Consider the following 15,942-nt stretch of genomic DNA (forward strand, 5'->3'; position numbering starts at 1 on the left):
AACATGAGCACCGACGACAAGATCCGTAACAAGGCCCAGGAGCTCAAGGGACGCGCCAAGAAGAACGTCGGCGACGCCACCGACAACGAACGGCTCCAGGCCGAAGGCCGCGCCGACCAGACCAAGGGCGGCCTGAAGCAGGCGGGCGAGAAGGCGAAGGACGCCGGCAAGAAGGTCAGGGACGCCTTCAAGAAGTGACCGCACGCTCCTGGCTGTGAACCGCGCCGGCCACCCGCCGCCGCCCGGGACGGACAGACACCGGACCCGCCGTGCCGCGATCGGCTGCCGCAGATCGGCTCGATGTTGCCGATCCGCGGCAGCCGACAGGCCGCACGGCGGGTCACGTCCACCATCCGGCAGGCGGCCGGGGCCGCGTGCGTACGAACCCGCCGGCCTCTGACGCTGCCCGCCGGACGGGCGGCCCCTCGCTCAGCGGGCCGTGCCACAGATCGGCGACGCGGAGGGGGCGGCACGGAGGGTCACGCCGACTCCGCACCGCCTCCCCCCGCCTTCCGGCCTACACGACCGTCGCCGGACGCCGGCTGTCGCACTCCGCTAGCTGTTGCACTCCCTGGACAGGACCTTGCCGGTCTTGGCGTCCGTGCAGGTCTTGCAGGTACGGTTCGGGCTCGCCGGGAGCGGTTCCTTGGTGGTCGTGCACTCGCGCTCGGTGGACTGCTCCTGCTTCTGGGTCTTCTGCTCGCAGTACTGCTTCTTGAACCCGCCGCCCTTCATGTCACGGCAGTAGTAGCACCTCTTGTTGCCCTCCTCCAGCCACTTGCACTTCGGAGCGCGACCGGTGGCACTGGCGGCGGCACAGTCGGCGAGCGCGACGGATGTGGTGGGCATGGTGGGCGTGGTGGCGCCGGTGTGGGCTTGGGCCCCCAGCGCCTGCGAGGCCATCGAAGGGGCGAGGGCGGCAGCGACAAGGGCGCTGACAGCGCATGCTTCCTTGAACACGTTTCCTCCCGCAGGACATCTTCCTCTGGCCCCTCCATCGTGGCCCGCCATTGTGGGGACGCGTCAATACACAAGCCCGGAATTTATTCTCCGCCGCCGAACGCATGTCTTCACCCTAAACGCTGAATCGCATTTCTCGTAGGCCGCCGAAGCCGTCATCAGAAGCCTTCTTTGCTTTTCCTGGCCGCTTTATCTCGTCGCTCTGCCGTACGCTTCACACGTGTTTCCCGGCCCTGACATGAGCCAGGCTCACTTACGCCTTCTCGCCCGGACAGCCGATGGGCTGGTCCGACCTCACCGGATGCTCCGACATCCCCGTCAACGGCACCCCAGGGGCGGCCGGCGGCGCACAGGTGACCACCCGCGCCGTCATCCACGAGAGCCTCGCCCCCTTCAGGACGCTGTTCGACCAGAGCGTCACCTACAACGACGTGTAACACCGCCGCGCGAGATGTTCTCCGTGCCGTCCGGCAGGTGGTGGTGATCGCCAGAAAATGGATCGAGGTCCGACGACTGATCCGCTAGCGTTTGTTTCGCAAGTCCCCCTCAGATCCGTCGGGTCTGGTGAGGGCACGGGTCGAAGTTCGTCGGTTACCACTTCTAATGGGGCGGTCGCAGGTTCGAGTCCTGCCCGGGGCCAACGCTCCGGTAGCTCAGTCGGCAGAGCACCTGAACGCCGGTGAACGTCCCACATCCGTGTCCTCTCCAGGCCTCGCCGGTCCGTCAAGTCAGCATGGCCCGGTGGCACGGGTCGAATCCGGTCGGTTACCACAGGGTTCGATTCCTTCCGGCCCCTCCTCATGGGGCCGGCCGCCCAGATCGGCTGGGCACCCGGTCGGAAACCCCACATCCGTGCCGTCGGCCGGCTGGCGACGGATCGACGGCGGGTCGAAGTCGTTCGGTCATCTCCGGCACCGGCGGTCGCGGGGTTCGAGTCCCCGCTGCGCGAGGTCTCGCGCACAGCTCAGCGGTGGAGCTCCGGTCCTGACCCGGTCGACGCACCCATGTCCGCCGTTCCATCACATCCGCCGCCTGGCGGGTCGAACACCCTTGTGGAGGCACATCCATGACCCGCAACCGTGACCCTCTGGCCGGCGTCTCCGCCATCGCGACGCCGCAGACCCGGCCCATCCCCGGTCGCCCCGACCAGGTTCGGAACGCGGCAGGCGGCCACGTCTTCGCCAAGGACGTGTGGCGCAAGCTGGAGGACTTCCTGATCCTCGGCACCACCGGCGGCACCTACTACGTGGGCGCGGACAAGCTGACCGCCGACAACGCCGGCGTGTTGTTCCAGGCGATCGCCGAGGACGGCCCCCGCGTGGTCGAGCTGCTGACCGCGATCTCCACGGCGCGTCCGCCCCGAGCGCCGAAGCAGCGTCCGGCCCTGTTCGCGCTGGCCGCCTGCTACGCCAAGGGCGACGCCGACACCCGCCAGGCCGCCAAGGTGGCCCTTGCCAAGGTCGCTCGCACGACTGACCATCTGGCCCAGTTCTTCGGCTACTACAAGAACCTGGGCGGTAAGGCGACCGCCCGCGGTGTCGCGCCGACGGCGGGCCGTTCGCTGCGGACCGCGCTGGGCTCGTGGTTCCTGAACGGGACCGCCGACGACGTGGCCTTCAAGGCGTGCAAGGCCCGTCAACGCAGGACCCCGCAAGGTGAGGCCTTCGACCTGCGCGACGTTCTCCGCATCGCCCACCCGGCAGCGGACGGAGAGCAGCGCAGGACCCTGTTCGGGTGGATCGCCGGCAACGTCGGCGACGAGCGGGCGCGCGAGGCGCTGCCCGCGGTGGACCGGTTCCTGACCGCGAAGGCCGTCACGAGTCCGTCCGAGGCGGTACGGGTCGTGACCGCGGAGAAGGTGCCATGGGAGTTCCTGCCCGACGCCATGCTGCGCGAGCCCGCCGTGTGGGAGGCCCTGATCGAGACAGTCGGCATGACGGCGCTCATCCGTAACCTGGCACGGATGACCCGCCTGGGCACGCTCACGCCGACGGCGGCGGCGACGTCGCGTGCGGTGCTGCGGCTCACCGACCGCCAGGCGGTCCTGCGGGCCCGCATCCACCCCATGGACGCCTGGCTCGCCCTGCGCGTCTACGCCTCCGGGCAGGCTCAGCCGAACCCGCGCGCGGGCCGCCAGACCTGGCATCCCGTCCCGGCCATCCTGGACGCGCTGGAGGAGACGTACGAGGCGGCGTTCGGCGCGGTCGAACCGTCCGGGAGGCGACTGCTGGTCGCGGTGGACTCCTCCGGCTCGATGAGCTGGGGCGGCGGCGTCCGGCTGGGCGGTTCGCCGATCGGGTCGCCGTACGAGGTCGGCAACGCCATGGCGGTCATGCTCGCCCGCATCGAGCGCGGCAACGTGCACGTCATCGACGTCGACACCGGCGTCCACGCCTCGAAGGTGACCCCTCGCACCAACCTGCGTGAGATCGCCTCATGGCAGCCGTCCGGCGGTGGCACCGACCTGTCCCTGCCGTTCCGGTGGGCGCGCGAGCAGCGCATGCGGACGGACGGGATCGTCGTCTTCACCGACAACGAGACGTGGGCGGGCCGGGCTCACCCGTCGCAGGAACTGGACGCCTACCGCCGTGCCGTGGCCCCGGGGGCCCGTGTGATCGTGGCCGCGATGACCGCGGCGGGTTACTCGATCGGCGACCCCCAGGATGACGGTGTGCTCAACGTGGCAGGCCTGGACGCCTCACTGCCACTGATCGTCAACGGCTTCCTCCGAGGCTGACCGAGTTCTGGCTCCTCCCCAGGGTCCGGCAGCGCCTGCACGAGGTGCTGCCGGACCGGTGCCGCGCGAGGAGATCGCGTCCATCACCATCACAGATCAAACGCACGACTGCTGCGGCAAGACCTTGACCGTTGTGCCGGTGATCCGAGCGACCTCATCGGGGGAGGCTCACGCACATTGCACAGCTCCTTCATGGGGGTCACGATCCCGTCACTCCACATCTGCCAGGCGCCTGGCACGCGCATCATCAGGCCTATGGCCAAGAAAAGCTCGAAGCGGTGGCCCCGACGGTGAGGCCCTCGTCGATCGTCGTGGCAGCGCTGGTGCTCCTGGCGGTCCCGACCTTGGTATGGATGCTCGGTCCGGGAGCTACCTGGGTGCTGGAGAACCTGGACGGCGTCACCCTGAACGACGACGTTCTCGCGCCGGCGACCCTGCCTCCCGATGAGCTGCTCGGCAAGGATTGGGCCGCTGCCGTCGCGGCCGTCCGCGGCAACGTCCTGGCCATCGCCACCGGCCTGGCCGCGCTCTTGGCGGTGTTCTACACCGCACGCAACGCCGACACCGCACGCCGCACCTTTCAGCTTGGCGAGCGCGGTCACGACACCGACCGCTTCAGCAAGGCGGTCGAGCAACTCGGCAGCGGCCAAGCCCCGGTCCGGCTCGGCGGCCTGTACGCCCTCGAACAACTCGCGGAGAACAACCCCGCGCTGCGCCAGACCATTGTGGACGTCATCTGCGCCTACCTGCGCATGCCGTGGAAAGCGCCGGACGTCCAGGACCGGTCCCAGCAGGTCCGCGCCGCCCAGCGCGCTGCCCGTACCCCGGCTTCGGGCCGTGCTCAGGCGCGGGCGGGCAGGGACCCTACGAGGAACGACAGGTCCGGCTCACCGCCCAGCGTTTCCTCACCGACCACCTACGCTGCTACCGGCGCCGCTGGTGGCAGCGCCGCACCGCCGTCAACCCGCACTACTGGCCCGGCATCAGCCTCGATCTCACCGGTGCCGTGCTCATCTCCTTCAAGTTGACCTCCTGCCGGATGCATCGGGCGCCGGCGATGCCTGGTTCAGCAGGGCGACCTTCACCGGCGAGGCCACGTTCAACGGAGCGATCTTCGCGAGCCATACCGACTTCGACGGGGCGATCTTCGCCACCTACAGCCGCTTCAATGGGACCGCCTTCACTCGTGGTGCCACGTTCAGTCGGGTGAGCTTCGCTGACAACCCCGGGTTCAACCACACCCGGAACTCGCGCATCTACGTAGCGAATGCGCGGATTGGCAGGCAAGAGTGGGGAACAGCCTCGAACGTGGTGACCGGCCCCGCCGGTGAAGTACTGAAGCCCACCCATCCGCCCGCCGAGAAGGCCCCGCGCTCCCGGAGCCACGGCGAGGGGCAAAGTAACTCGCCGGCAACTTAGGGATTCCGGCTCGTGACGCCCTCTCCACAGCCGCCTGACGACCTGCCGTCCGCCGCCCGGGCCCGCGGCCGGATCGGGGGCCGGCCCACCGTGGTCAGGCCTGAACTGCTGCGGGCGGCCCGGACCCGCTGCCCAACCCCGAGCGCTCCATCACGCGCGCCTGCTCGGCGTGAGCCCCGGCACGCTCTGCAACCACCAGCCGACCGGCGGCGCTGGATCCGATAAGTCGCTGGATCTCCGGCATATGATCATGCGCCTATGAGCGACATCACCGAACCCGCGATCGCCCGGATGGACGTCGTGCGCGAGACCCTCCACGGCCTCACACTCGAGGACCCCTACCGGTGGATGGAAACCGAAGGCGAGGAGTTCCACCACTGGCTGGACAGCCAGGCCAGGCACGCCCGCGAGCACCTGGACGCCCTGCCGCACCGCGCCGGCCTGCTGACCCGGATCCGCGAACTGGGCAGCGCGCTCACGCGGTGCTTCGGCCTGGTGATGGCAGCCGACAAGGTCTTCGCCCTGGTACGCGAGCCGGACGCCCGCCTGCCGGTGCTGACGGTGACCGAGGCCGACGGAGCGAGCAGGGTCCTGTTCGACCCCGGAACGGTGCCCGGCGACGGACACCACGCCATCGACTGGTACGTGCCCTCCCCCGACGGCCGCCACGTCGCCTGCGCCGTCTCCGACTCCGGGTCGGAGGACAGCTCCATCCACGTGATCGACGCCGACTCGGGGGTCCTCCGGGAGACTATCCCGCCCACGACCCGTTTCGCCTTCCTGAGCTGGCTGGAGGACAGCCGGTCGTTCGTCTACCACCGCTACGCGGAGCAGCACCTCTTGGACAGCCGCTCCTTCCTGCATCAGCTGGGCGCCGACCCGGCGCAGGACACGGTGGTACTGGCCCGCGGCCTCAACCCCCACGTCGAGCTGACCCCGCGGGACCGGCCTTTCCTGGTGGTGCCGCCGCACGGCGAGTGGATGCTGGCGATCATCTCCCACAGCGCGCTCAGCCCCTGGCCCTGGACCAGCGAGCAGCTGAGCGACTGCACGGTGTACGTGGCGCCGCGCGCCGGGCTGGCCGACCCGGCCGCCTGCCCGTGGCGGCTGGTCGCGGGCGTGGCGGACGGCGTAACCGCCTTCGCCACCAGCCACGACACCCTCTACCTGGTCTCCCATCGGGACGCGCCGCGCTCCCGTGTGCTGGCCGTTCCGCTTGCCGCACCCGATCTGTCCCGAGCCCGAGTGGTCGTACCCGCAGGTGAGCGGGTGGTGGAGTCGGTGCGGGTGGTGGGCGACCGGCTGCTGGTGCGCGATCTCGACGGCGGCGTCAGCCGGGTACGGCACGTGCCCCTGTCCGGCGGCGAACCCGCCGACCTCCCGATGCCGGTGGACGGCGCCATCGTGGAGTGGACCACCCACCCGACGCGGCCCGAAGCCCTGCTGCTGGTGGCCGGCTGGACCCACGCGCCGCGGCTCTACCGCTACGACGGCCGGTCACTCCAGGACACCGGGCTGGCGCCCCGCTCACCGGTGCACTTCGGCGACGTGCACGTCCGTACTCTGCACGTGCCCGCGAGGGACGGGACGCCGATCCCGCTCACCGTCATCCACCACAAGGACCTGAAGCTGGACGGCGACAACCCGGCCGTGCTCACCGGCCACGGCTCCGGCGGGCTCATCGACCTGCCGGAGTTCCGTCCCGAGATGCTCGCCTGGTACGAGCGTGGCGGCGTCTACGCCGTCGCGCACCTGCGCGGTGGCGGCGCCTACGGCCGCGAGTGGCACGAGGCCGGGCGCGGCGAGCGCAAGGAGGCCACCATCACGGACTTCATCGACTGCGCCGAGCATCTCATCGCCCTCGGCTACACCCGTCCGGGTCGGCTGGCCGGCGAGGGCATCAGCGCCGGCGGCATCCCCACCGGCGGCGCGTTGGTGCGGCGCCCCGATCTGTGGGCGGCCATGGCGATGCGGGTGCCGACGGTGAACGCCACCCGCAACGAGTTCACCGAGAGCGGGCCGATCAACGTGCCCGAGTTCGGCAGCGTCACCACTGAGGAGGGCCTGCGTGCCCTCCTGATCATCGATGCCTACCTGCGGGTCCGGGACGGCGTGCCGTACCCGGCGGTGCTGCTGACCACCGGCCTGCGCGACGCGCGGGTGCCGCCGTGGCAGCCGGCGAAGCTGGCCGCCCGCCTGCAGGCGGCCACCGCCTCCGGCCGGCCGGTGCTGATGCGCGTCGAGGAGCACGGCGGGCACGGCGCCGGCTCGAACCGAGACCAGGAGCAGGCCCTGCTCGCCGATGTGCTGGCCTTCATCCTGCACGCGTCCGACGGGTCATGACGACGACAGACCTGTCAGGTACGGCACGCGCACGCCCCCTCAGCCACGTCACGGCCCGGTCGACCCCGGGCCGTGTGTGACGCTCAACCTCCATCCCGACCGCCCGGTGGGCGAGTCGGCGGTCCTCGACAGGCCGGCAAGGACGGCGTCTACCGGTCCCGGTTCGTCACTGAGACCGGCAACGGCGGCCTGACCGCCCATCCCGGCGGGGACAGGTGGCTCTGAGAGGGCCGCATCTTCGCGCGGGCGCCGACGACGAGGCGCCGCGCGACAAGGTTGAGCAGGCCGCCACCGCCTGGGTGACGGCGCGCCGTCACGACGTCGTCTACCACGGCAAAGCCGTCAAAGGGTCGCGGTGACGAGGACCAGGAGGAGCAGAAGATGCGGTCGGGCGACGCCGGTGAGGGCATCGACAGGGCAGGTGCTTGAGCAGTCAGAGCGCACCGGCGTGAACAGGCGTCTGACGTGGCGTGGTGCCCTGCTGGCTGTCGCAGCCGGACGGCAGGTCGTCGAGGGGAAGGCCCTGAGATGCGGTGAGGACGGGCCGCCTGGGCGAAACCTGGCGCGGGTGCACAGAGGGCAGGGTCGGACGGTCGCGTCCGGGTCCAGTTCATGCAAGTCCGGAGCCCGCTCGCCTCACCTGGCACCGTTTGCCCAAATATGAGCGCCAGCCCCTATTTGCTGCCGAATATCTGAAATGATTGCTTTTTTATTTGCCTTTCGATATTCCTTACCTTCCACAGAAAACTCACGCGCTTTATCGCTACATCGAAGGGGGTACCTCAAACGCGCAACCATTTAGGGCCAGCTCTTGGCCCCTTTCGTTCGAATCTGGCATCTACAGGGGAAACACGTGGCTCAACACCAGAGCGGGCGCGCTTCGCACCCACTCAGCATCACACGTACGTTGGCGTTCGCCGTTGCCGCTACGGCGACCAGCGCACTCACGGCTCTTTCCATTCCAGCGCCGGCCTCTGCCGACGTCCAGACGACATCGGTCGTCAGCGGTCACGGCCTCGCGGATGCCAAGGTCGCGAAGGCAAACCATCGCTCCTTCCCCCTCGGGGTGGACGACGACAACGCTGTCGCGATCGACTCGGCCTTCCAGGGGGACCCGGAGGACGAGGAGAGGCCCCCGACCAAGTTCGTGGGGGTCGTTCGGGAGGACAAGGTACTGATCAGGGATCCGCGGTCGACCCCACGGTGGCACGACCTGTCCTCGCGGCTGCCCAGGAACTTCGGCCGCCTGGTCGACATCACTCTGGCTGCGCCCGACGAGGGGACGACCGTGCACGTCACCGTGCTCAACGCACACTCCCGCATAGCGCAGAGCACGTGCGCCGTCTTCCCGCCTCCGGGCACCATGACGACGCGGCCCTGGCCTGCCAACTGCAGCCCCTTCGTCGACATCACGCCGCCCGCCTGAGTCGACCGGATCTGATCCGCTGACGCCACTTGCCGTGCCCTGGAACGTCCGGGGCACGGCATTCACGTTTACCTCTGTGGTGGCCTGCTCGATCTTCTCAGGCGCCCTGCTGGCAGAGCGGTTCGCACGGCCCCGAGGGACACGTGACGCGCCCCGGGCCGGAACGCCTTCCGCCGTCGGCGGGCCGCTCTGCGACATCTGCACTCGGGATCCTGGACGCGGAGCAGACCCGCGGCGAACCCCTGATCCACGACCTGGCGAAGGATCGCCCCGGCGCCGCATGAGGTCGGCGCCGGGGCGATCCTGTCAGAAGGTGGGGGTGAGGACCCTGGCCTCGCGCTTGGGCGGCGACGGCCTGCGCCGCATCCGCCCCTTCGCCCGCTCCACCACCGTGTACAACGTCGGGACACGCAGCCTTGCGTGACTTGTACCAGTGATGTGATGTGTGGCAGGGCAGACCTTAGGCGGCCAAGGTTCCCAGTGTGACTCACTGCATTGTCGCTGGTAGGTGTCATGATCTCGACGCTCGTCCAAGCCCGGAGCGTCCGCATCGCCAGCGAGCAGACCTGGCGTCTCACGCAACTGGAACTTGCGAAGCTTGTCATCGATGACCCGAAGCTCGTGCAGTTCGAGGGAGTCCCGTGGCACGGCCCAGAAGACGACCTCCCCCTCCGGCTTCGCATCCTGATCAACCTCTGGCTTGAGCAGTGGCGCTCGATGCACAACTTCGGGCTGATGGATGACTCGGAAATCCATCGGTTTGCTTCAGGTCTCTTCGCAGGTGAGGCAGGTCGGAGGCACTGGGTGGAGAACAGCGACGGGTACAGAGCCGACCGGCGAAACGTCCGCACCCGCGCTTTCTCCCGGATACTGGACGAAGAGCTGGCGAACGCTACTCGGGTACCAGCAGTACCCATAACCCTTCCACAAGCCGCACCGGGCAAGAGGCACTGGCGTGCCGCTGCGGTAGCAGGAGCTGCCCTCATCGTCGGCGTTGCGATAGGACGGCTCCGATAGCCCGTTAGGCCCGCCTGGGCACACGGCTACGCCGTCTAGCAGACCACCTGCTGGAACAACGCTGGATCAGCATGTCGGAAGGACGACTACTGATCACAGTCGTGGGCGACCTCGTGGCCTATTCGATCGATGCAGCGACGAGGTCGGATGGGTCGTCCTCCAGCCGCCGAGCGGACGTCAGGTAGATGTCCGTGGTCGAGGACTGAGCGTGATCCAGCGCCTCCTGGATCTTCTTCACGCTGACGCCCGCCTCCTCGGCGAGCGTCGCGAACGTGTGCCGCAGCTTGTGCGGGTGCAGCCCCTCGATCCCGGCCTGACGACCGACGCGCCGGACCAGCTCGTACACGTCCTTGCGGTCGAGCCGCCGCCCCGTGGCGGACGCGAACAGCGGGCCGGTCAGCTCCGCCACCGCCACCCCGGCCCGCCCCGCGCGGTCAGCCAGGTACACGTCGATCGCGTGCGCCGCCGCCGGCGGGACCTTGCGCGTCTTCGGCTTGTCGCCCTTGCCGACGATGCGCAAAGTGCGGTGACCGCGCTCGTACCCGAGGTCGTCGATCTGGGCGGCCAGGGCCTCGGTCTCCCGGATGCCGGTCTGCAGGAGCAGCCGGATCAGCGCCGCGGTGCGCAGGCGTTCCCGGCCGTGGTCGTGGTCGGCCGCATGGAGCACGTCGCGGGCGTCGGCGCCGGTGAGACCGACCGTCTCGGAGTGCTGCCGGTTGACCTTCGGGCGCTTCACCCTGTCGAACGGGTTGAAGTCGGCCGCCTCCTCCTCGACCAGGTAGCGGTACCAGGACGACACGGTGGCCAGCCGCCGCGCGAGCGTCTTCGCTGGCAGGGGCTTGTGGGCTTGCAGGTCGAGCCACCGCTTGTAGACGTCGCCGTGCGGGCGTCGTACCTCGGCGATGTCGAGGTCGTGTTCGGTGAGGAAGTCGAACCACATCTCGATGTCGCGCCTGTAGGCGGCGCGGGTGTTCGCGGAGTTGTAGCTGAGGAGCCACGCCTTCGACAGGTCCTGGACGTACCCGAGCAGCTTGGGCGGGAACGCCACCTCGCCGCTGTGCCGCGGGGCCAGCTCGGCCGTCACGGCGCGTCTCCGAAGAAGTCTTCGGGGCGGTAATCGGCAACGATCACTCCCCTGTGCCGGATCTGCACAGCCTCGACCTGAACGTCGACGCGCATGAGATGTGACTTGGCCAAGAGTTCGGCAGGCCGGCGCATGGGCAAGGCGCAGACGATGGTCCAATCCCGCGTGCCGTCCTGGCATTTTACCAGGACGGCAACCTCATGGAGGTCGTCGCGAGATGCAGGTGTTTCAAGAGTGGGAGGCCGAAGAGACGCATCTGCCTGTGGGGGTAGACCGTGAGGGTCGCTCATGATCAGTTGCTCTCTCGCGGGTATGCAACAGCGATCATGCTATACCCCCATAACGTGGATTATGAGGGGTCGAGAGGAATCATGAAGACACACCCCGACCACACAGCACCATCCGCAAGATCCCGGATCCCGGCTTCGATACGTGCGCATGCCGGACGGTGTTTGATCACAGCAAGCCCCGTTCCTTAGCAAGCAAGGCCGTCTGAAACCGAGTCCTGGCACCGAGCCGCTGCATTACATTCGCCACGGCGCCTCGATAGGTCCTCTAACTGACACCCAGCGCCTCACCCGACCTGACAGAGAATCGCAGGTCAGCGACAGATCGTTACCGGTCAAAGCTCCAACCGGTAACCTGCTGAGCTGCTGCAGAGCGGTCAGTCGCCGCCGTCGCCCCCATCGCCACCGAAGCCTTCGCCGCCCCGGCCCCCGCTGTATCCGGCGCCCCCCTCGGCCTGGCGGGACTTCCTCACAAGGTTGTCGATCTCCCGCGCGCGCTTCCGTTGGACCCGCCTCGCGTACCTGTTGGCGCTGCGGGTGCTGCCGACCGAGCTACCGCCGGAGCCACTGCCTGAGCCACTGCCTGAGCCGTCCATCGCCCAGATGACCAGACCGATCAACAGCAGTACCGCTAGAACTTCCACGGTCCACCTCCTCCAGCCACCAAGTCGGCGGCCTTGCACTGAGCTGGTATCCGCATCATCACACAGGCGTGCCTAGTACAGGGTTGGATCGCTCTCCACGGGGCGAACCCGCCGTAGGTTCGTTGCGGGGCGCGCAAGCCTCGCTGCTGCTGGTGAAGACCCCAACTCCTGGCCCAGCCGCCCCAGCTCGTCTGCAGCAGCACGCCGCTCCACATCATCCCGGCGCCGGAACTCCTCGACATCCGCCCGCGCCACCCGCCATTCACCGTCATCCACCCGCGCAGGGATCACGCCCTCCTCCAACAGCGTCACCGCGAACGCCGGCGACACGTCCAACATGTCCGCCGCCTGCTGCACCGACAGCTCTCCACGCACATCCGCCACCACAACACCCCCTCCCCTGCAGCGTCTTCCAAGACACGAGACAAACGCAACCACCCCCACCTGCCCCACGAAACGTGGCAGACTGGATGGCGCAGCACCAAATACCAAGGGCCAACGCCGTCCCTTCCAGAACCTGGAAGGGACCAGCATGCCCTCCGCTGTTCAGGCCACCCGCGAAGCCATCGACCAGCTCATGCTGCTCATCATCGCCATCGGCGGCCTCATCGCACTCGCCCTCGTCATCACCCACCTGACGATCGGCACCTACCGCGCCCTCTTCCCCACCGGCCGCGCACCCCGATTGCAGCGCCGCGCCCGCACCGCACGCTCCACCTGCAACAACCGATCAACACGCACCACCCGCCGGCCCGACGCATCCAACCGCGTCGTCACCCGCCCAGCCGCGTCCGGCCCAAACCACCCCTCCCCCACCCACCGCCGAGCCGATCCCACCGACACCCCACACCGCGCAGCCGCACCCACAAGATCCACCCACACACCACCAGCATGAACCAAAACCCGACACCAACTCCAGGCGGGGGGTGGGGGGTGGGGGGCTCGCCGACACGCGAAAGCCGCGCGGCCAAGGACCGCGCGGCTTCCGGTTTGGCACAGCTGGTCGGCGTAGCGCTTCACGCGTTGGATGGCGCGCTGCTGCGCGATCCCCTCGCGGCGGACAGCGAAGCGAGACAGTGTGCCGACAACTCCGGCCATCTCCGATGGCGGCGTCTCGTGGTTCTCGCACATGCGGATGAAGCCGGTGAACTCGTGCACCGAGCGCGAGGGGCGCGTGACTTTCGCGTCTCTCAACTTGACGTACCGATCCCACAGCTCAGCCTCGATGAGCGGTTGGTGCCCCGGGCCGGAACACCTTCTGCTGGCAGCGGGCCGCTCTGCGACATCTGCACTCGGGATCATGGATGCGGAGCAGACCGGCAGCGAACCCCTGATCCATGACCTGGCGAAGAGTCTCGGCGCTCCACGGCAGACCACCCTCGGTGGTGTACCCATCCCGGTTGAGCCTGCGGGCCAGGTAGGCGAAATTCTGATCCGCCATATATGTCTGGTATCAGCCAGCTAATGCCTCTGCCGCTCCGGAGCCGATGTCGGGTACGTAGCGTTCTTCGCCATCGGCGGGGTTTCGCAGCGTGCGCTTCGGATCCAGCGGATGAGGCTGCCGGCCTCGGCGCACGTACCCGAAGTACTGAGCGCCGAACGGCGGCAGGCCGCGGGCGAGGCGGTTGTGGTACGCCTCAGCCCACTGCTCACCAGATCGGTCGCTCTCGAACGCGGCCAACTCCATCAGCATGCCGCGGGTCAGTTTCCCAACCGCAGTGCTGGCGTCCACCTCTTCGGTCGCCGACACCAGCTCGCCACCGGCGGATCGCCTTGGCCAACCCCGATTCGACGTGGGAGACGGCCTCCATGATTGTCCGTTGGAAGCTCCTGCCGGACACGTCCAGGTCTTCAATTCAGCCGCCGTCCGGCCATGCGCCCGGCGGGATGCAGTAGCCCCGCCGGGCGGCTAATGCCTCAATGGCGTCACGCCGGATGGCTGGCGAGATCTTTTCCTCCAGCATCATCGACACTCTCACGTAGCCGATGGCCGGAATGAGTCGGGCGCGGTCCTCGATCGCGCTTCCGAGTTATAGCAACATAGAGGGTAGGCACGCGCAGCCTTGTGGCAACCGTAATAGCGATGTGATTCGGCGGCGTGCTGTGCCGCTCCGCCCGAACGTCCTGTGTATGAATGTGTCGATTGTGTGAGATAATCACAGGGTGACGACGCGCGCTCAAGCACTCGCCGCCGCCGGCCGCACGCTCGCCCAGGCGCGGGCTCGCCGCGACGCCCTCTCCCCCGAAGAGGCCGCGCACGCTGCCTTCACACCGGGCGGACTGTCGATCGAGGAGCTCGCCACCCTGATCCGCAAGCAGAGGGCCCTCGCCATCGTTGAGGCTTCTGCGGCTTGAGGCACTGGCTCACAACGACCCCCGCCCTTTACAAAGTAGATCAACTTATCGGTCTCTTCTGCCACCTCGGCCTGACCAACGCTCGCGACTCCCGATCGCGCCTGCCGACCATCACCGTGACCACCTCTGGATGTAGCCAAGGGGGCCACCACGCCGGTTCTGGTCCGCTCGCTCGCACGCCTCACGGCGAGCACGCTGCCCGGCGAGCAGTGCGGCATGCTCGGCACTCCGCCGCTGAACCGGCCACCGGGCGACGAGCTGCCCGTCCCCGGAGATCCACGCCGACAGGCGGTGCTGCACCCATCCCGGCACCGAGCGCGGGGCATGGGTGTGAATCCATGCGCTGCCGTCCGGCCGGTGGTCGAGGGCGTGCCGGATGTCGCTGATGGTCGCGCCGAGGTCGAACGCGCCCCGCAGCACGCTACGAAGGTGACTGGCCGACAGCTTCCGGAACAGGGGAATCTCCGCGATCAGCCGCTCACATGCTGCGAGCCGGTCTCTTCTAGTGACCGGCGTGACGGTCGCGGGCCACGAGCTGGCCGGTGTCGCTGGCGCGGCCGGTCGTCTCGCGCGCGCGTTACGGGGAGTCTCCTCACCTACAGAAGAGAGTGGGGGGTTGGGGGTGAAAGATCTTTCCACAGGGTCGTGAGCTGCGGAAACGTCGGGCACCGTCTCCGGGTGCGGGCGGGTCAGCACGGTTGCGCACGGCCAGGGAAGGTCTGCCTGGCTCTCCACGGTCGCGCTCGGAGGCGGTGTCTCCTCGCCGTCCTCGGCCTCGAGGATCGCCTCCGGGATGATGAGGAGGTACTGCGCGGCTTCGTTGCCGCGGCCGTCGTCATCCAGGCCGCCCCGCGTTCCTTTCCGGTAGCGGACGGTCGTGCCGGGCACAGCGCGGGCCAGCAGGCCGGCGTCGATGAACCACGTGTACAGCTTGGCGATGGTCCGCTGCGACAGGCCGAGCTCGGCGGCCAGGTGCTGCCAGGTGGCTCCCTTCTTCGGAGCGGTCAGCATCGCCCATGTGGAGCGGCGCATGACCTGCCAGGCGAACCGCAGCGCGTTGCGTGTCCAGTCGGCGCGTCGGTTCGCCTCCTGCACGATGTAGTGGACAGCGTCGTGCCAGAGAGGGTGGGCAGGCGCGACGATGTGCCCGGCGGGGACGAGCGGTGCCACTCCCCCGTCCATCGCGTCGGTGGGGGCTGGCGAGGGCGCGGCTGCCTCGTACGCCGCGGATTCGGTTTCCGGGCATGCCGAGATGGCCGCTTGGCGGCGTGCTATGGTCGGCTCCAAGCGTCACGGTTTGGCGCGCGAAAGGCCCCCTCAACGGCTCGGGCCGCCGCGTGAGAGCACCGTCAGACGCGATGTGATGTTGTGGAGGCCGGAACGGCGACTCGGCTGCTCAGCTCGATGAGGTTGACCGCCTGGAGCTGAGCGATCTGGTCGCGGGTCTCGACCTCGGGAAGGCCGCGCACTGCGCGGCTCTTCTCATTTCCGGGCAGACTCCCCCCGCCGGGCGGGCGGCCAGGCATGAGGACGGCAACGGGCCGGGGCGGGCCTCTTCGGCGCGCGGACGTATCGCGTACTTCTCGCGACCTCGCGCACCAACACCCCCCGACAGCACCCGAGCATTCGACGGGCCGGACGGTCCGTCAACGACGCACACTAGCGCTCCA

The 15,942-nt window shown here is 68.6% G+C and carries 16 protein-coding genes; 9 read left to right on the plus strand and 7 right to left on the minus strand.

Annotation, left to right across the window (positions count from 1 at the left end; genetic code table 11):
- The first annotated feature begins 3 nt into the window (after nucleotides 1-3).
- On the plus strand, nucleotides 4-198 hold the full coding sequence (locus ABZ815_RS19940; RefSeq protein ID WP_357699819.1) for a CsbD family protein: 195 nt from the start codon (nucleotides 4-6) through the stop codon (nucleotides 196-198).
- 357 nt (nucleotides 199-555) lie between these two features.
- On the opposite strand, the gene ABZ815_RS19945 is transcribed toward ABZ815_RS19940, so the two are convergent.
- Nucleotides 556-849, minus strand: a complete 294-nt coding sequence (locus tag ABZ815_RS19945) for a hypothetical protein (protein WP_357699821.1) — start codon at nucleotides 847-849, stop codon at nucleotides 556-558.
- A 389-nt stretch (nucleotides 850-1,238) separates the two neighbouring features.
- Here ABZ815_RS19945 and ABZ815_RS19950 point away from each other — a divergent pair, with 389 nt between their 5' ends.
- From ABZ815_RS19950 to ABZ815_RS19960, 3 genes are all read left to right on the plus strand, one after another.
- Entirely contained in the window at nucleotides 1,239-1,397 is a 159-nt protein-coding gene (locus tag ABZ815_RS19950; protein ID WP_357699823.1) for a hypothetical protein, read from the plus strand.
- Nucleotides 1,398-2,026: 629 nt separating this feature from the next.
- On the plus strand, nucleotides 2,027-3,697 hold the full coding sequence (locus tag ABZ815_RS19955) for a TROVE domain-containing protein (protein WP_357699825.1): 1,671 nt from the start codon (nucleotides 2,027-2,029) through the stop codon (nucleotides 3,695-3,697).
- A 377-nt stretch (nucleotides 3,698-4,074) separates the two neighbouring features.
- Entirely contained in the window at nucleotides 4,075-4,725 is a 651-nt protein-coding gene (locus tag ABZ815_RS19960; protein ID WP_357699827.1) for a hypothetical protein, read from the plus strand.
- On the opposite strand, the gene ABZ815_RS19965 is transcribed toward ABZ815_RS19960, so the two are convergent.
- The gene (locus ABZ815_RS19965) at nucleotides 4,717-4,851 is read right to left on the minus strand and encodes a hypothetical protein (RefSeq protein WP_357699829.1); all 135 of its coding nucleotides are present in this window, start codon (nucleotides 4,849-4,851) and stop codon (nucleotides 4,717-4,719) included. The genes ABZ815_RS19960 and ABZ815_RS19965 overlap by 9 nt on opposite strands.
- Nucleotides 4,852-5,374: 523 nt before the next feature.
- On the opposite strand from ABZ815_RS19965, the gene ABZ815_RS19970 reads away from it, so the two are divergent.
- From ABZ815_RS19970 to ABZ815_RS19980, 3 genes are all read left to right on the plus strand, one after another.
- Entirely contained in the window at nucleotides 5,375-7,459 is a 2,085-nt protein-coding gene (locus tag ABZ815_RS19970; protein ID WP_357699831.1) for a prolyl oligopeptidase family serine peptidase, read from the plus strand.
- Between the two features lie 907 nt (nucleotides 7,460-8,366).
- Nucleotides 8,367-8,885, plus strand: a complete 519-nt coding sequence (locus tag ABZ815_RS19975) for a hypothetical protein (RefSeq protein WP_357699833.1) — start codon at nucleotides 8,367-8,369, stop codon at nucleotides 8,883-8,885.
- Nucleotides 8,886-9,380: 495 nt separating this feature from the next.
- On the plus strand, nucleotides 9,381-9,902 hold the full coding sequence (locus ABZ815_RS19980; RefSeq protein WP_357699835.1) for a DUF6082 family protein: 522 nt from the start codon (nucleotides 9,381-9,383) through the stop codon (nucleotides 9,900-9,902).
- A 118-nt stretch (nucleotides 9,903-10,020) separates the two neighbouring features.
- Here the strand turns inward: ABZ815_RS19980 and ABZ815_RS19985 are convergent, their stop codons facing one another.
- Both ABZ815_RS19985 and ABZ815_RS19990 read right to left on the minus strand, forming a co-directional pair.
- Nucleotides 10,021-10,986, minus strand: coding sequence for a tyrosine-type recombinase/integrase (locus ABZ815_RS19985; protein WP_357699837.1), 966 nt, complete (start codon nucleotides 10,984-10,986; stop codon nucleotides 10,021-10,023).
- Between the two features lie 1,003 nt (nucleotides 10,987-11,989).
- On the minus strand, nucleotides 11,990-12,301 hold the full coding sequence (locus tag ABZ815_RS19990; protein WP_357699838.1) for a helix-turn-helix domain-containing protein: 312 nt from the start codon (nucleotides 12,299-12,301) through the stop codon (nucleotides 11,990-11,992).
- Nucleotides 12,302-12,449: 148 nt separating this feature from the next.
- Between ABZ815_RS19990 and ABZ815_RS19995 the strand changes: the two genes are divergently transcribed.
- A complete protein-coding gene (locus ABZ815_RS19995) occupies nucleotides 12,450-12,812 on the plus strand; it encodes a hypothetical protein (protein ID WP_357699840.1) in 363 nt (120 codons plus the stop codon).
- 321 nt (nucleotides 12,813-13,133) lie between these two features.
- Here ABZ815_RS19995 and ABZ815_RS20000 read toward each other — a convergent pair whose 3' ends face one another.
- Together ABZ815_RS20000 and ABZ815_RS20005 are read right to left on the minus strand one after the other, a co-directional pair.
- Nucleotides 13,134-13,358 (minus strand): hypothetical protein, encoded by a 225-nt coding sequence (locus tag ABZ815_RS20000; protein WP_357699841.1) that lies wholly within the window; start codon nucleotides 13,356-13,358, stop codon nucleotides 13,134-13,136.
- A 12-nt stretch (nucleotides 13,359-13,370) separates the two neighbouring features.
- Nucleotides 13,371-13,667, minus strand: a complete 297-nt coding sequence (locus ABZ815_RS20005) for a hypothetical protein (RefSeq protein WP_357699843.1) — start codon at nucleotides 13,665-13,667, stop codon at nucleotides 13,371-13,373.
- 413 nt (nucleotides 13,668-14,080) lie between these two features.
- Here ABZ815_RS20005 and ABZ815_RS20010 point away from each other — a divergent pair, with 413 nt between their 5' ends.
- A complete protein-coding gene (locus ABZ815_RS20010; RefSeq protein WP_357699845.1) occupies nucleotides 14,081-14,272 on the plus strand; it encodes a hypothetical protein in 192 nt (63 codons plus the stop codon).
- 111 nt (nucleotides 14,273-14,383) lie between these two features.
- Here the strand turns inward: ABZ815_RS20010 and ABZ815_RS20015 are convergent, their stop codons facing one another.
- Nucleotides 14,384-15,442 (minus strand): hypothetical protein, encoded by a 1,059-nt coding sequence (locus ABZ815_RS20015; protein WP_357699847.1) that lies wholly within the window; start codon nucleotides 15,440-15,442, stop codon nucleotides 14,384-14,386.
- Nucleotides 15,443-15,942: the final 500 nt, after the last annotated feature.

It is taken from the genome of Nonomuraea sp. NPDC047529 (assembly GCF_040642995.1).
Lineage (GTDB): Bacteria > Actinomycetota > Actinomycetes > Streptosporangiales > Streptosporangiaceae > Nonomuraea.

Excerpts from the sequence above, each read along its gene's own strand:
- ABZ815_RS19940 (WP_357699819.1), top strand. The coding sequence starts at position 4 with ATGAGCACCGACGACAAGATCCGTAACAAGGCCCAGGAGCTCAAGGGA.
- ABZ815_RS19945 (WP_357699821.1), bottom strand. The coding sequence starts at position 849 with ATGCCCACCACATCCGTCGCGCTCGCCGACTGTGCCGCCGCCAGTGCC.
- ABZ815_RS19950 (WP_357699823.1), top strand. The coding sequence starts at position 1,239 with ATGGGCTGGTCCGACCTCACCGGATGCTCCGACATCCCCGTCAACGGC.
- ABZ815_RS19995 (WP_357699840.1), top strand. The coding sequence starts at position 12,450 with ATGCCCTCCGCTGTTCAGGCCACCCGCGAAGCCATCGACCAGCTCATG.
- ABZ815_RS20000 (WP_357699841.1), bottom strand. The coding sequence starts at position 13,358 with ATGGCGGATCAGAATTTCGCCTACCTGGCCCGCAGGCTCAACCGGGAT.
- ABZ815_RS19955 (WP_357699825.1), top strand. The coding sequence starts at position 2,027 with ATGACCCGCAACCGTGACCCTCTGGCCGGCGTCTCCGCCATCGCGACG.
- ABZ815_RS19970 (WP_357699831.1), top strand. The coding sequence starts at position 5,375 with ATGAGCGACATCACCGAACCCGCGATCGCCCGGATGGACGTCGTGCGC.